Source organism: Brevibacterium sp. S111 (assembly GCF_004745075.1).
Taxonomy (GTDB): domain Bacteria; phylum Actinomycetota; class Actinomycetes; order Actinomycetales; family Brevibacteriaceae; genus Brevibacterium.
Genome location: NZ_RHFH01000002.1, coordinates 124953 through 138922, shown reverse-complemented (window position 1 = coordinate 138922; position 13970 = coordinate 124953). Strand labels below are relative to the sequence as shown.

General features: G+C 64.8%; 11 protein-coding genes. 5 read left to right on the top strand and 6 right to left on the bottom strand.

Translation table 11 applies throughout. The features are described from left to right. The first annotated feature begins 327 nt into the window (after positions 1–327). A complete protein-coding gene (locus tag EB836_RS02930) occupies positions 328–2547 on the top strand; it encodes an HNH endonuclease signature motif containing protein (protein ID WP_167854331.1) in 2220 nt (739 codons plus the stop codon). A 55-nt stretch (positions 2548–2602) separates the two neighbouring features. Here EB836_RS02930 and EB836_RS02925 read toward each other — a convergent pair whose 3' ends face one another. After that, entirely contained in the window at positions 2603–4216 is a 1614-nt protein-coding gene (locus EB836_RS02925) for a nucleobase:cation symporter-2 family protein (protein ID WP_135537628.1), read from the bottom strand. Between the two features lie 606 nt (positions 4217–4822). On the opposite strand from EB836_RS02925, the gene EB836_RS02920 reads away from it, so the two are divergent. Continuing rightward, positions 4823–6274 carry an 8-oxoguanine deaminase gene (locus tag EB836_RS02920; RefSeq protein ID WP_135537627.1) on the top strand — a complete coding sequence of 484 codons (1452 nt, stop codon included), beginning with the start codon at positions 4823–4825 and terminating at the stop codon, positions 6272–6274. Positions 6275–6301: 27 nt separating this feature from the next. On the opposite strand, the gene EB836_RS02915 is transcribed toward EB836_RS02920, so the two are convergent. After that, complete coding sequence (locus EB836_RS02915; protein ID WP_135537626.1) at positions 6302–6787, bottom strand: hypothetical protein; 486 nt, start codon at positions 6785–6787, stop codon at positions 6302–6304. Positions 6788–6932: 145 nt separating this feature from the next. Here EB836_RS02915 and EB836_RS02910 point away from each other — a divergent pair, with 145 nt between their 5' ends. From EB836_RS02910 to EB836_RS02900, 3 genes are all read left to right on the top strand, one after another. Then, positions 6933–7385 (top strand): DUF2871 domain-containing protein, encoded by a 453-nt coding sequence (locus tag EB836_RS02910; RefSeq protein WP_135537625.1) that lies wholly within the window; start codon positions 6933–6935, stop codon positions 7383–7385. A 39-nt stretch (positions 7386–7424) separates the two neighbouring features. Continuing rightward, entirely contained in the window at positions 7425–8141 is a 717-nt protein-coding gene (locus tag EB836_RS02905; RefSeq protein ID WP_135537624.1) for a type 1 glutamine amidotransferase, read from the top strand. A gap of 179 nt (positions 8142–8320) precedes the next feature. Further along, positions 8321–9973, top strand: a complete 1653-nt coding sequence (locus EB836_RS02900) for an amino acid carrier protein (RefSeq protein ID WP_135537623.1) — start codon at positions 8321–8323, stop codon at positions 9971–9973. 57 nt (positions 9974–10030) lie between these two features. On the opposite strand, the gene EB836_RS02895 is transcribed toward EB836_RS02900, so the two are convergent. From EB836_RS02895 to EB836_RS02880, 4 genes are all read right to left on the bottom strand, one after another. After that, the gene (locus tag EB836_RS02895; RefSeq protein ID WP_135537622.1) at positions 10031–10906 is read right to left on the bottom strand and encodes a hypothetical protein; all 876 of its coding nucleotides are present in this window, start codon (positions 10904–10906) and stop codon (positions 10031–10033) included. Then, positions 10903–11538, bottom strand: a complete 636-nt coding sequence (locus EB836_RS18270) for a DUF6114 domain-containing protein (RefSeq protein WP_205683283.1) — start codon at positions 11536–11538, stop codon at positions 10903–10905. The genes EB836_RS02895 and EB836_RS18270 overlap by 4 nt, the downstream gene beginning before the upstream one ends. Then, positions 11538–12152, bottom strand: coding sequence for a DUF6230 family protein (locus tag EB836_RS02885; RefSeq protein ID WP_135537621.1), 615 nt, complete (start codon positions 12150–12152; stop codon positions 11538–11540). The genes EB836_RS18270 and EB836_RS02885 overlap by 1 nt, the downstream gene beginning before the upstream one ends. Positions 12153–12437: 285 nt before the next feature. After that, a complete protein-coding gene (locus tag EB836_RS02880; protein ID WP_135537620.1) occupies positions 12438–13967 on the bottom strand; it encodes an AbgT family transporter in 1530 nt (509 codons plus the stop codon). Positions 13968–13970 lie beyond the last annotated feature (3 nt).

Genomic DNA, 13970 nt, shown 5'->3' with positions numbered 1-13970 from the left:
ACGTCTGCAAATAGCAATCAAAAATAGATCACTTCGGTTTGTAATCGAATTGTGACATTCATTGATCTGGTTCTGAAGTAGAATAGAGCCAAGGCATTCACATCGACGTGAAGGGCGGCGAGACCGATGAAGGATCCCCAGGATCCGAGCAACGACGGTCTTGAGCCTGCCTCAAACGATTCTTCGAACGAGTCCTCGAGTGACCCTTCGATCGAAGGCTCCAATGGCTCCTCCATTGAGCCGTCTTCCCTAACGGCCCCGTCTTCCCCTCCGCCGCTGGTCGGCCCCGAATCACCGCGTCGCCTCGATGTCGACCCTGACTCGCCCATGGCCGTGGTTGCGAGCATCGCACGACTGAGCACCGGAGCACGCATCGCAGAACTCCAGGCCGTCGCCGGTCTCTTCCTCGCCGAGGTCGTCGATCGGCTCCGCTATGCTCCCGAGGGCGAGATCTACCACCACGCCACCTTCACCGAGACGGTGGACCGCTTCATCACTGCCCGCGACGGGGAGCCGAAAGACGCACCCTCCGAGCCCGACGGTGATGAGCCAGAAAGCGACGAGTCCGACAACGCTGAGGCGCACGGCGTCGATCCCAGCGCCGTCGGCAACGTCGAGTCCGACAGTGCTGGGTCCGGAAACGTCGAGAGCGACGGTGCGGAGCCAGACGACGCTGAGGCGACCGAAGTCGAGCCCACCGCGGCTGCCTCGCCGAAGCAGCTTCCGAATTTCCCGAAGTTCCAGCTCTACCGGTCGTTCAATTCGTGGGCGCACGAATTCGCCGCAAAAGAAGAAGTCGCCGAACTGACTGCAGTCCTCGGCGCGACGATCGAGGGTGCATACAACGAGATCACGAACGCTCTCACTCTGGTCTTCGGACTGCCGAAGTTCCTCGACCGCTGCCTCAACGGAGAGTTCACTATCGAGCATGTGCTCGTCGCGGCACGGGCCGTGAAGGACGTCGAGTTCGAGTACGTCCCGCGTCTCGACACCTACCTCGGACAGCGTCGCGCCGACATCACCATCGAAACCTTCAGGAAGTCCCTGAACCTCAAGATAGCGTCTCTCGTTCCGGTCGAGGATCGTCTCGAAGTCGCGGCGAGGCGTCGTCGTGTGGACATCACGACCTACGCCGACGGAACCGCTTCGGTGATGCTGTCGGGCCCTGCCGTGGAACTGCAGGCTTTCTTCCTGCGCATCGAGGCGTTCGCGCGCGCCATCCGCAACGGAAACATCTCCGCGTTCACCGATCAGGATGTGTCCGGAATCGATGTCGGCGAGCAGGACAGCATCGCCGCCCTGATGTTCGACATCGCCACGCGAGCGACCCCGCAGATGGTCATCGCCGTGACAGCTCATGACACAACGACCGGAGAGACCTCCACGAAAGAGGTCGCTCTCGACTCCATCGAGACCGGCGACCGCAAAGCCCCCATCTCGGCCGGCGCGGTCGACCGCGCAGCTCGGGCGGCCACACAGGAAGCCGAAGAATCGGCAGGAGCCGGCGTCGAGGTGAGGTCGATCATCAAACTCGCCATGCCCACCCACGGACAATGGGTGCGTGAGCAGGCGAAGATGATGGTGACGGTTCCCTATCTCACCGCAGTCGGCCGCTCGGGGCTTCCGGGAATGTTTTCGGACGGTGCTCCCGTGCCCGCCGATGCTGCGAAAGCTCTGGCCGGCGACAGTCCCACCTGGCATCGGATACTCACCGACCCGGCGACCGGCACCCCGATCGACGCGCGCTCGAAGAGCTACTACATCCCGGCGGATGTCCGCGCTCCGCTGACCGGGAAGTGGCAGTCATGTTCTGTGCCGGGGTGCACCCGTCGCGCCGAGACCTCGGAAATCGACCACATCATCCCGTTCGACCACGACGATCCCGTACGAGGCGGCCAGACGACGTTCGACAATCTCCACCCACTGTGTCGGACTCATCATCAGCTCAAGACCGACCGCAAGTTCTCCATCCGCACGACCGCAGCTGGGGCCGTGGAGTATGCCTTCGCTCATGATGTCGTCACGACAATTCACCCGCCGGATAACCCGATCAACGCCGAGCACGCATGGCAGGTGGAGAACTATGACCAATTGCCGGACCGGCTGGCGGTCGACGAAGAGCCCGCCCCCGAAGCAGGGGACCGGTGCGACTTCGACGACCTGTCCGGCTTCGGTGGCTGGGCGGGTGGCGGTAGGGTCACCCCGTTCGAGGCTGACTCTGCCTGCACCGCGCGCACAGGTTCCCCGCCCAGCACTGATACCCCGCGCACGGGCGCCCCGCCCGGCACGGACACCTCGCGCAAGGACACCTCGCTCAGTATGGACAGCCCGCTCAGCACGGGCGCAGGGGATGAGTGGGCCGACCGCACGGACGGCGGCGAGGGATCGGTCCTGCGTTACACCTCGGAGACCGGCACTGCTTCGGAGACCGACACTGGGGCGACCGCCGGCGGAGACCGGCGAAGTTCGAAGGCTCGCCGGTCACGGGAAGCGCAGGAGTCGATCTGGACCGTGAGCTGGGATCCGGAGAACCCGCCGCCGTTCTGACCCACCCCGCGCTGTTACGACCGACCCCGCGCCGAGGTTCTGGCAGGGACAGGGATCAGCCCTTGTCTTCCTCCTCGATCAGCCGACGCACGTCATCCTGAGTCTTGACCTCGCCCTTCTTCGCCGCCTCGATGACCTTCTCGTGCTGTGCATCGGTGACGACCGGAATCTCTTCACCGTTGCAATCGACGATCTTGCCGTCCTTGACGGTGTCGCCCTCGGTGAGGATGGCCTCGTTGTCGATCAGCCGCTGCAGCTCCTCCTGGCGGATGACCCGTCCGGTGCCCGCCACGAAGACCGACCGATCCGTTCGATCCTTCGACTTCACACCGATGTGGTTGAAGACGAGGTTGAGCAGCACCGCCATGAGCGTCGCCGAGGAGATTCCCGAGTGCAGGATGATGCCGACCCACGAGGGGAAGGAAGTGTAGAAATCGGGCTCGACGACCGGGATGATTCCGAAGGCCAGGGACACTGCGACGATGATCATATTGAGGTTGCCCTCATAATCGACCTTCGCGAGAGTGCGGATGCCTGAAGCGGCGACCGTGCCGAAGAGGACGATGCCAGCGCCGCCGAGCACCGGGGTCGGCACCGCCGCGACAACTCCGCCCATCACCGGCAACAGGCCGAGGATGACGAGGATGGCACCACCGGCGGTGACCACGAAACGCGACTTCACACCGGTGATCGCCACCAGCCCGACATTCTGAGCGAACGCCGACTGAGTGAAGGAGTTGAAGACCGGCGACACCGCCGAAGACAGCATGTCGGCACGCAGACCCGAGGCGATGCGCTTCGAGTCGACCTTGGTCCGCACGATCTCGCCGACCGCGATGATATCCGCGGTCGTCTCGGCGAACGTGACGATGACGACGATGAACATCGAGATGATCGCGGCGGCCGAAAATGTTGGCATACCAAACGCGAAAGGCTGCGGGAAGGCAAAGATTCCGCGATCGAGCACGTGTGAGAAGTCGGCCCACCCGAAGATGAGGCAGCCGATGGTGCCGAGAACGATCGCCAACAGGATCGACAGGCGCGAGACCATCGCCACCGGGATGCGGCTGAGGACGAGCACGATGGCCAAGGTGACCACTGCGATGAGGATATTGCGCATGCTGCCGTAATCGGCGGCCTCCGCGTCACCGCCCATCGCCCAGCCCGCGGCCACGGGCATGAGCGACAGACCGATCGTCGTGATGACCGTGCCGGTCACCACCGGCGGGAAGAACTTCACGATGAGCGCGAAGGCGGGTGCGACGACGAGGCCGATCACCGAGGCGACCAGGACCGAACCGAACACCGCGGGCAGACCGTCGCCACCCGCGAGGATCGACGTCATCGTGGCCACACCGGCGAACGAAACGCCCTGGACCAGCGGCAGCTGGGAGCCGAAGAAGGGCACGCCCACCGACTGCAGGATCGTCGCCAGACCGCCCATGAACAGGCACGAAGCGATGAGCACGCTGATGCCGTTGCCATCGAGGCCGGCGGCGTTTCCGATGATGAGCGGAACAGCGATGATTCCGCCGTACATGGTCAGCACATGCTGCAGGCCGTAGGCGAAGGAGCTGCCGACCGGAAGCCGTTCGTCCTCGGGACGATGCGACTGGGATTTGGCCGCCGATGCGCGGCCATTCTTAGGTGAGTGTTGGGATACCGACATCTATCTCTCCGTTGAGTTGTCCTCGAACGCTTACTGCTCCGCCCCGCGCCGAACCGATTGGTATTCCAGTTTCTGGACGGCAAGGTCGGTGTGGAGCTCCACTGTGACCGAGGAATCGGTTTCAGAATTCCGAAGTGCGAAACAAGATTTCCTTATCGCAAAACTCTAAAGGAATACCATTCGACGCGCAATACGTTTTCGTGACGTGCGGCACATGCTAGAGTCTCGCTCGTCGGTGTATTCGTCAAACGGCAACCTACTGATCGTTCGCTCAGTTCGGTGGCTCCGGATCATCGTACAGGCGAGTCGAACGGTCCGCACAGCCGGGTCGTTCGGACTCTCTGCACGATCGGGTCACAGCGCTGATGCGTCTGATCGTGGGTTCGGACGGCGCAGATGAACCGTGAGATCGGTATCTGCGGGCCAGTGATCGAGAGATCGGAGGGCCGAGACATCGGACGGCGGAGCAGCAGACGCCGGAAAACCTGAGCTGGTGGCGTCGACCCCCAGCGTTGTCGTCACTCATCACGGGCCATGCAGTGAGAACCGCAGGCCGAGCTTCGAGCTCCGAAAGGCGACGACATGACAGGCGATATGACACACGACATGACAGGCAGCGAGCGCGCGAACGCCGGTGGCCACACCGGAGACCCGACAGCGCGACTGTGGCTGCGCGATCCCTTGGCCGTCCACCTCGGTGCCGGTGTCGATCCTGATCGAGCGGCCCGCGGCATCGTCATCGACCGGTCCACGGGCACCATCGTCGAACTCGTGCCCGCCGGTGGGGAGCCGAGCGGTGGTGAGCCCAGCGATGCGGCTGGCTTCCGCGGCGAGGTCATCGACGCCTCCGCACACGTCATCACACCCGGGCTCATCAACACCCACCACCACTTCTACCAAACGCTGACCCGCGCCTGGGCGCCCGTGGCGGATCTGCCCCTCTTCGGATGGCTGCAGAACCTCTATCCGGTGTGGGCCCGGCTGACCCCGCGCGCCCTCGAACTCGCCACGACCGTGGCCATGGCAGAGCTCCTCGAATCCGGATGCACGACCGCCGCCGACCACCACTACCTGTTCCCGACGGGCATGGACGACGCCATCGACGTCCAAGTCGACGTCGTCCGCAGGCTCGGCATGCGCGCCATGCTCACCCGCGGCTCGATGTCACGGGGGGAGAAGGACGGCGGACTGCCGCCGCAGCAGACCGTCCAAGACGCCGAGGTGATCCTCGCCGACTCCCGCCGCCTCGTCGAGAGCTACCACGAACGCGGCGACGGAGCGCAGATCCAGATCGCCTTCGCCCCCTGCTCCCCGTTCTCCGTGACCACCGAACTCATGCGCGAGTCCGCGACTCTGGCCGCCGAACTCGACGTCCGCCTCCACACCCATCTGGCCGAGACCATCGACGAAGAGGACTTCTGCCGCGAGACCTTCGGCATGCGCACCGTCGACTACCTCGAATCCGTGGGCTGGCTCGGCGATCGGGCCTGGCTGGCCCACGGAGTGCACTTCGACGAGGAGGAGATCCGCCGCCTCGGCGCCGCCGGGGCTTCCGTCGCCCACTGCCCGACCTCGAACATGCGCCTGGCCTCGGGCATCGCCCGCGCCGTCGAACTCGAAGACGCCGGCGTCAACGTCGGCCTCGGCGTCGACGGATCCGCCTCGAACGATGCCTCGAACCTCATCCGCGAAGTCCGGCAGGCCCTCTACGTCCAACGTCTGCGCTACGGCACCGAGGCGGTCACCTGCGACCGGGCCCTCGACTGGGCGACGAAGGGCTCGGCTGCTGCGCTCGGTCGCGGAGACATCGGGACCATCGAGGTGGGCAGGCGGGCCGATCTCGCGATGTTCCGCCTCGACGGGCTGGCGTTCTCCGGATCTCACGACCCGATCCCCGCGCTCGTCCTCTGCGGAGCGGAGAAGGCCGACCGGGTGATGGTCGACGGCCGGTGGCGAGTCATCGACGGCAACGCCATCGGCGCCGACGGGGTCGAACTCGACAAAGCGGCCCTCATCGCCGCACATCGGCAGGAAGCGCACCGCCTCGTGGCGGGCTGATCTGTCAGGTGGCGGCCGCCTCGGCGATCAGTCCTCGGGTCTGCGGAACACCTCGCGCAGGTGATCGCCGGTGAGGAAGTCGCCGACGCCGATCATGACGAGGCTGAACACGATCTGCTCGGTGATCATCCACACCGGATAGAGGCCGGGGATCGCGGCCATGACGAGGGTGATGACGGGGAAGATCTGCGTGAACAGGCGCAGCCGCTGATAGCCCCAGTAGAGGCCCTTCGTCGCTCGCCAGAAGAAGTAGAACAGCGTCGCGGTCATGCCGAGGACGACGACGGTGCGCATCCACACGGCGAAGGGCACCGGCTCGCCGGCACGGGCGATGATGATCGCATAGACCACGGCACCGAAGCCGAGGGCGAGCTCGAACGCGAGCAGCCAGGTGATCCAGGAGAAGGCGCGTTTCGTCTTCGGCTGCTCGAGGCCCTCGGGCGCCACGACGATGCCCGCCTTGCTGCCTCCGGCGATGCGATCGATCTTCGAGAATACGTTCTCCATAGCCATGCGCTCAGGCTAACCCGACGGATGCCCTGCGATGCGCCGATTCGAGCGTCGAGAGGGTGTGAGGACAAACATCAATCGAAAGTTGGATTCCGAGTTCAATCCTGCGGGTCAGGAAACCGCGCCCGCGAATTGATGAAGTGGAAGCATGAAGAAGATATTCAACGCAGCATTCACGTACATGATCATCGGAGTCCTCGCCGGACTGTTCTACCGCGAGTTCACCAAGGCCAACGACTTCCCCGAAGGCGAGTTCACCCAGCTCGCCGTCGTCCACACTCACCTGCTCACACTCGGGTTCATCGTCCTCCTCATCGTCCTCGCCCTGGACAAGGTGTTCGGTCTGTCGGGATCGAAGCTCTTCTCATGGTTCTTCGTCACCTACAACATCGGCGTCGTGCTCACCGCGGGCATGATGGTCTGGCACGGATCGCTGACCGTCCTCGGCGAAGAATCCAACGCTATGATCGCCGGCATCGCGGGACTCGGCCACATCGCGCTGTCCGTCAGCCTCGTCCTGTTCTTCCTCTCTCTGCGCAAGAAGGTCGTCGCCGACACGGCCGCGATCGGACACGCAGACACGGCGGCGATCGCGAACTGAGCCGATCCTCGCCCGTGCTGAGTGGGTGACAATGGTGCCATGAGCACTGTGAGGATCCTCGTCATCGAACACGAACACGGCACCGGACCCGAACGTTTCGGACGGTGGCTGGAAGACGCCGGCGCCGAGGTGGTCGTGACCCGGCCGTACCTCGGCGAGGTGATCCCCGCGGTCGGCTCCTTCGATGCCCTCATCGTCCTCGGCGGATCCGCCGGACCGCTCGAAGACGCTGAGAACCCGTGGTTCCCCGAGGTCAGGCGACTGCTGGAGCGCTCGATCGGCGGGGAGTTCCCGAGTCTGAACATCTGCCTCGGCGGGGAGATGCTCGCCGTCGCCGGTCGTGCCCCCATCACTCGGCGGGCGCACCCGCAGATCGGGATCTACGAACTTGCGGCCACCTCGGCGGGGAAATCGGACCCCGTGTTCGGGTCACTGTCCGAGAGTCGGTTGCCGGCCGTGCTCTTCCACCAGGAGGAGATGGCACTGCCCGACGGTGCGGAACTCCTCGTCACCGGATCGGACGCCCCGGTCCAAGCCTTCCGCCTCGGCGAATTCGCCTGGGGCACGCAGTTCCACCCGGAGACCGATGCCGGTCAGATCACCCGCTGGCTCGACGGAGACGATCTCGCGCTGCCGGCAGGGAAGACCGAGGATTCGATCATCGCCGAGGTCGCCGACCACGACGAGGAACTCAAAAGGACCGGCCGGGCCCTGGCGCATTCGTTCGTCGCGTTCCTCGTCGCTGAGCGACCCTGAATCCGCGTCGTCCGGCGCAAGCCCTGCCATCTTCATGAAGAAGCGAATTGTGAGAACCCTGTGAGCTGACCGCTTTTCCTGGGCGAAAGCTGACAGTCTCCTCTTCGGTTGTTAGGTTGATCACGGGTGCCGGTCCCGGACCAACCCTCCGGACGAAACGCAATCTCGCGCCCGCAGGTATGACTTCCATAACTGAACATCTCGCCCATTCCGCCCCCGCGGTGGACCTCAACGCCGCCGGAGTCGATGAGGCCATCGAATCCTTCCTCGGGCCCGCGGCACAGACCTTCAGCAACATCGTCTTCTTCGAGCTGGAGATCGGCGATCTCGGCATCCCGCTCATCGTCGTGTGGCTCATGGCCGCTGCCGTCTTCCTCACCGTCTACCTGCGCTTCCAGCCGATCACCGGTCTGCGCTACTCCATCGGCATCATCCGCGGCCGGTTCACCCGCAAGACCGACCCGGGTGAGGTCTCGAGCTTCCAGGCCCTGGCCACCGAACTCTCAGGCACCGTGGGACTGGGCAACATCGCCGGTGTGGCCGTGGCGATCACGATCGGCGGGCCCGGTGCCGCCCTGTGGATCATCATCTTCGGCTTCTTCGCGATGACCGTGAAGATGGCCGAAGCCACGCTCGGTGTGAAGTACCGGCAGATCAACGACGACGGCAGCGTCTCCGGCGGTCCCATGTACTACCTGCGGGCAGGCATGGCCGAGATCGGCCGACCCAAGCTCGGCAAGTTCCTCGCCGTGTTCTATGCCCTGACCGCTGTGCTCGGCGTCATCGGCGCCGGCAACCTCTTCCAGGCGAACCAGGCCGCCGCGATCCTCGTCCAGGCCACCGGCGGCGATTCGAGCTTCTTCGCCGACAAACTCTGGCTCATCGGCGCGATCATCGCCGCACTCACCGCCCTGGTCATCCTCGGCGGGATCAAGAAGATCGGCCAGTGGACCTCGAAGCTGACTCCACTCATGGCGATCCTCTACTTCGTGTCCGTCATCGTCATCCTCGTCCTCAACGCCGGTCAGATCCCGCACGCCTTCGTCCTCATGGTCACCGGTGCCTTCAGCCCCAGCGGCGTCGCGGGCGGCGCAGTGGGCGTAGCCATCGTCGGCATCCAGCGGGCCCTGTTCTCCAATGCCGCGGGCATCGGCTCGGCCGGTATGGCGCACGCAGCCTCGAAGACGACGAAGCCGGCGACCGAAGGCTTCGTGGCGATGTGGGAGCCGCTCATCGACTCCGTCATCATCTGCACCCTGACCTCTCTGGCGATCATCACCACCGGCCTCTACAGCGAAAGCACCGAGGACGGCATCGGCCTGACGGCCGAGGCCTTCGGCACGGTGTCGAGCTGGTTCCCGATCCTGCTCACCATCGCCGTCGTGCTCTTCGCGTTCTCGACGATCCTCGCTTACGGCTACTACGGCCAGCAGGCCCTGGGGTACCTCACCGGCAACTCGAAGAAGGCCGACAAGGCGTATCAGATCTTCTGGATCGTCGCCGTCATCATCGGCGCCTCGATGTCGCTGGACTCGGTCATCGCATTCTCCGACGCGATCTTCTTCCTCATGGCCTTCCCCAACCTGCTCGGCATCTACTTCCTGGCCCGCATCCTCCGCCTCGAGGTCCTGCGGCTGCGCACGAAGATCGACGCGGGGGTCCTCCGAGAGGTCACCCCCGTGGAGCTGCAGGTCGGGATGGGCGATCACGAACCGACCCCGGAGCAGATCAGAGCCGCCGAGGCGGGACGCAGACGCAAGCGCGACAAGCTGCGTGAGGTCCGCGATACGCTGCGTCGGAAGAAGCAGGAACGCGAGAAGGCCGCGGACTGAGTCCGCGGCCTTCGGGCCCTGACCGACCGTGCCCCACCCCGTTGGGTGTCAGGCAGATCAGTCCGCGTGCTTGAGCTTCTGATCCGTGTTCGAGTAGGCGATCGAATCGGCGGTGGATCCGACGAGTCCCATCGTCACTCGCAGCAGGCCCGGTTCGACGTCATCCATGGGCGGAGGGGTCTCCGGGCCCAGGGTCAGTGACTTCCCGTCCTTCGTCGTCGCGGTGATCGAACCGATGTAGACCGAGACATCGCCCTTGAGCGTCATCGTGTCGGCCTTCGTCACCAGGCCGTGGTCCTCCTCCGGCGGGCGCACTGTGAGCGAGAAGCCGGTGATCTTGATCTCCTCGGCCTGGAGCTTCAGCGTCACGACGCTCCCGCCGTCGGCGGTGGGCACCGAGACGAACGAGATGCCCTTGAGTCCCTTGAACGACAGTCCCTCCGAACCCATGGCGGCCGGAGTGTCCGTGAAGATCGGTGCCTTCTCGTCCTGCTTCGCATGATCCGGAAACTCGCCGTTGGTCTCGTCTGTCGGCTCGTCGCTCGGCTCGTCGCTCGGCTCGTCGCTCGGTTCGTCGCTCGGTTCGTCATCCGGCTCATCGACACCCAGACCGCCGGGGTCCGTGGGCTCCGGTGAGGCCGGATCCGACGGCTCCTCGCTCGGTTCGTCCGTCGGCCCCGGCGATGTGGGTGCGGGGACCGTGGGATCCGAGGTCGGCGGATCCGTCGGCTTCAGCGGCATGCCCGGAGACATCGTTCCCGCGGGTGCGGGAGTCTTGTCCTTGGCGGAATCGTCGGAGTCATCGCACGTGCCCACGAGTGAGCACAGCGGAGACGAGTGGGCGGCGGTCATCGTTCCGGCCCCGATGGTGGTGGGGACGACGAGGGCAGCTGCCGCCAGTATGGCGGCCGTTCGGCGGCTGGGCGCACTCATGCAGTCTCCCCTTCTTCCTCGGCGGTTCCGGAGTCTCCCCTCCGGCCGGGCTTCGGTCCGCGCGGTCCCATCCAGGCGACGACGAGGATCGCCCCGATGGTCGACAGCAGCATCCCCAGAAGGTACCCGCCGAGGTTGACCCCGATGAGCGAGTAGACGGAGAGGATGAGCGCGATGATCCCGTAGAACACGTGATGCGTGGGCTTGAGGATCGCAAAGAGCGCGAGCACCACGATCGCGATCGGGATGACCGTCGCCTGGAGTCCCTCGATGCCGAACTGGATCTGCATGTTCCCGAGATCCAGCTGTCCTGAGAAGAACAGCTCGATTCCTCCGAGCACGGCCAGCACGCCGCCGATGAAGGGCCGCTGCCGACGCCACTGCTTGAATCCGCGGCGTTTCTTCGCGCCGTCGCTCATCTCGGCTCCTTCGCTCCTGTCAGCAGCCCTCGATTCCGATGCCGGACCGGCGAATTCCGCCGTCTCGACATCGGATTCGAGGTGGGCATTCTGCTCACCGGCGCGTCGACTCCGTCGGGACAGCGCGAGCAGGCTCGTCTTCTGCACGGTGGCGTCCTGGTCGGCTGCCTCCCGTTCATCGGTCGGCTGCCCGTCGGCTGTTGTCTCCCTCATCAGGAGCACGTCTCCGATCCGTCGGTGAGTTTCAGCGCCATGTCTTTGAGGGTGAACACCGAGGCGGTCGTGCTCCACGAGTCCTGCTTGAGGTCCTTGATGGAGATCGTGTCCGCGTCCTGAGCGAAGTCGCCCTTCGAACCCTTGGCCTTCGTGTTGACATCAGAGGCATCGACGCCGATGCGGATGTTCTCGAATTCCGCGTCGCCCTTGAGTCCCGTCATGCCGATCTGCAGGTCCTTCGCCGAGGCGGGGGTGCCCTTGCCGCCGGCCTTGATGAGCACGCCCACCTTGCCGATCGGGGTGTCGACGGCTGCCGACTGGCAGAGATTCTCGAGCGTGGCGTCCTTGATGTTCGCGGTGACGACCGGGTGCTTGCCGCCGTCGGCATCCTTGGCCACGCCGCTGTACTGCGAGAAGCCGGTGCCCTCGAGCTGCGACGAGGTGATCTTGAACTGTGTGCCCGAGACTGCGAATGAGACGGGCACGGCGCCCTGGGCGACTCCGCCCATGAGCATGGCCGACACGACGCCGGTGGGGACAGCAACCAGTGCGATGCGACCGGCATGGGATGCGACGAGCCTGCGGACGAGGCCGGAATTGCGGAACTTCATTGATCCTCCTAGGGCACCGGCGCCTGCGCCGGCATGAACTTTGTGACGTAAGTTACCACGGGGTGTTACTGGACAGTATCGTGCCCGAAACTTGTGCGTCAACAGGTTTCACATCTGTAATTTTCGCGACTTTCTGCGGGCCGTGCGAACCTGTCCGCGATGCAGTCGCCGCGCGGGAGTCCGCCTGCGGGTGCGGATGCCGACCGGCGACGGGTGCCCGTGTGGCATGAAAACCCTGGTCATGTCGCTGGCGGAGGAGTCGAGTCAGCGCACGGGGACATGGAGTCAGCGCACAGGGGCGTCGGGACCGAGCGGGATGCCCAGACCCCACCACAGGAAGAACAGGAGACTCCAGGTGATCGTCATGCACACGGCCAGCGGCAGGGTGTGCGAGGCGAGCGTGCCGATGCCGGCCTTCTTCTGATACTTCTGCATGAAGCCCAGCGCGAGGATGAAGTAGGGACTCATCGGGGTGATCGCCGTCGAACCGGAGTCGGCGATGCGGAAGATCGCCTGGCTCGTCTCCGGCGGAACTTCGAGGAGCATGAGCAGCGGAACGATGACCGGGGCCATGATCGCCCACATCGCCGAACCGGAGGTGATGAGCACATTGACGACGGAGAGCACGAGCAGAACGAGGACGAAGACCACCCAGGTCGGCAGGCCGAGTCCGATGAACAGCTCCGAGGTGGAGACCGAGACGAGCATGCCGATGTTCGTCCACTCGAAGTACTCGAGGAACTGCGCGATGGCGAAGAAGAGGACGAGGACTCCGGAGATCGACGCCAAGCCCTGACCCATGAGCTTCGGGACGTCGGACCAGGTCTCGATCGTGCCCTCGCGGAAGCCGTAGACGATGCCGCCGATGCCGAAGAGCAGGGCGATGAGGAAGGCGATGCCGGTGAGGAACGGGGACTCGCCGAAGGGGCCGTCGCCGCGCAGGGGAGCCCCCTCGGGGACGACGAGGACGACGATGGCGATGACCGCCGCGCTGACGGCGAACATGGCCAGACGCAGAGCCGAGCGCTCTTTGTCGGAGATGACGAGGTCTTCGAATTCGGCATCCTCGTCGGCATCGAGGTTGTCGCGCTTCATGAGCACGAGTTCGGTGACGATGGTGATGACGACGGCCAGCAGGATGGAGCTGGTGATGTTGAAGTACCAGTTGCCGATCGGGGTGACGATGTAGTCGGGGTCGATGATGTTCGCCGCGGCCGTTGTGATGCCAGCGAAGATCGCGTCGTTGGGCGTCGGAATGGGGCTGGCGTCGTAGCCCGAGGCGATCGAGGTGTAGGCGACGATGACACCGAGGACGGGGGAGCGCCCCACCGCCTTGAACACCATCCCGCCGAGCGGGACGAGGATGACATAGGCCGCCGCCGAGGCGACATGCGAGATCGTGCCCATGAACGCGACCGTGAACACGATGAGCCCGGCAGGAACGCGGGCGATCGAGACCTTCATCGCCGTCGACAGCAGCCCCGTGCGCTCGGCCAGGGCGACCCCCATGATGACGACCATGATCGTGATGAGCGGTGGGAACGTCTCATAGGCCTCGAGTGCGGTGCTCACGGCCATGGCGATTCCCTTGCCGCTGAGCAGGTTGTTCACCGGGGTCCATTCCCCGGTTTCGGGATCCTCGACACCGGCACCGGCGAAGGAGAGGGCGAGGCTGAGTGCGGCGAGGATCCCCGCAAGGATCCAGAACAGCCAGAAGGGGTTCGGCAGCTTGTTGCCGACGACTTCGATGACGTTGAGGGCGCGGATGACGAACGGCAGCTTCTCCTGCGTCCGCTCGGTGGTGCTCGTTTCCATGTC

What these genes read in the sequence shown, in the direction of transcription:
- EB836_RS02880 (WP_135537620.1), bottom strand. Translation starts at nt 13,967, where the DNA reads ATGGAAACGAGCACCACCGAGCGGACGCAGGAGAAGCTGCCGTTCGTC.
- EB836_RS02920 (WP_135537627.1), top strand. Translation starts at nt 4,823, where the DNA reads ATGACAGGCAGCGAGCGCGCGAACGCCGGTGGCCACACCGGAGACCCG.
- EB836_RS02905 (WP_135537624.1), top strand. Translation starts at nt 7,425, where the DNA reads ATGAGCACTGTGAGGATCCTCGTCATCGAACACGAACACGGCACCGGA.
- EB836_RS18270 (WP_205683283.1), bottom strand. Translation starts at nt 11,538, where the DNA reads ATGAGGGAGACAACAGCCGACGGGCAGCCGACCGATGAACGGGAGGCA.
- EB836_RS02915 (WP_135537626.1), bottom strand. Translation starts at nt 6,787, where the DNA reads ATGGCTATGGAGAACGTATTCTCGAAGATCGATCGCATCGCCGGAGGC.
- EB836_RS02925 (WP_135537628.1), bottom strand. Translation starts at nt 4,216, where the DNA reads ATGTCGGTATCCCAACACTCACCTAAGAATGGCCGCGCATCGGCGGCC.
- EB836_RS02900 (WP_135537623.1), top strand. Translation starts at nt 8,321, where the DNA reads ATGACTTCCATAACTGAACATCTCGCCCATTCCGCCCCCGCGGTGGAC.
- EB836_RS02910 (WP_135537625.1), top strand. Translation starts at nt 6,933, where the DNA reads ATGAAGAAGATATTCAACGCAGCATTCACGTACATGATCATCGGAGTC.
- EB836_RS02930 (WP_167854331.1), top strand. Translation starts at nt 328, where the DNA reads ATGGCCGTGGTTGCGAGCATCGCACGACTGAGCACCGGAGCACGCATC.
- EB836_RS02885 (WP_135537621.1), bottom strand. Translation starts at nt 12,152, where the DNA reads ATGAAGTTCCGCAATTCCGGCCTCGTCCGCAGGCTCGTCGCATCCCAT.
- EB836_RS02895 (WP_135537622.1), bottom strand. Translation starts at nt 10,906, where the DNA reads ATGAGTGCGCCCAGCCGCCGAACGGCCGCCATACTGGCGGCAGCTGCC.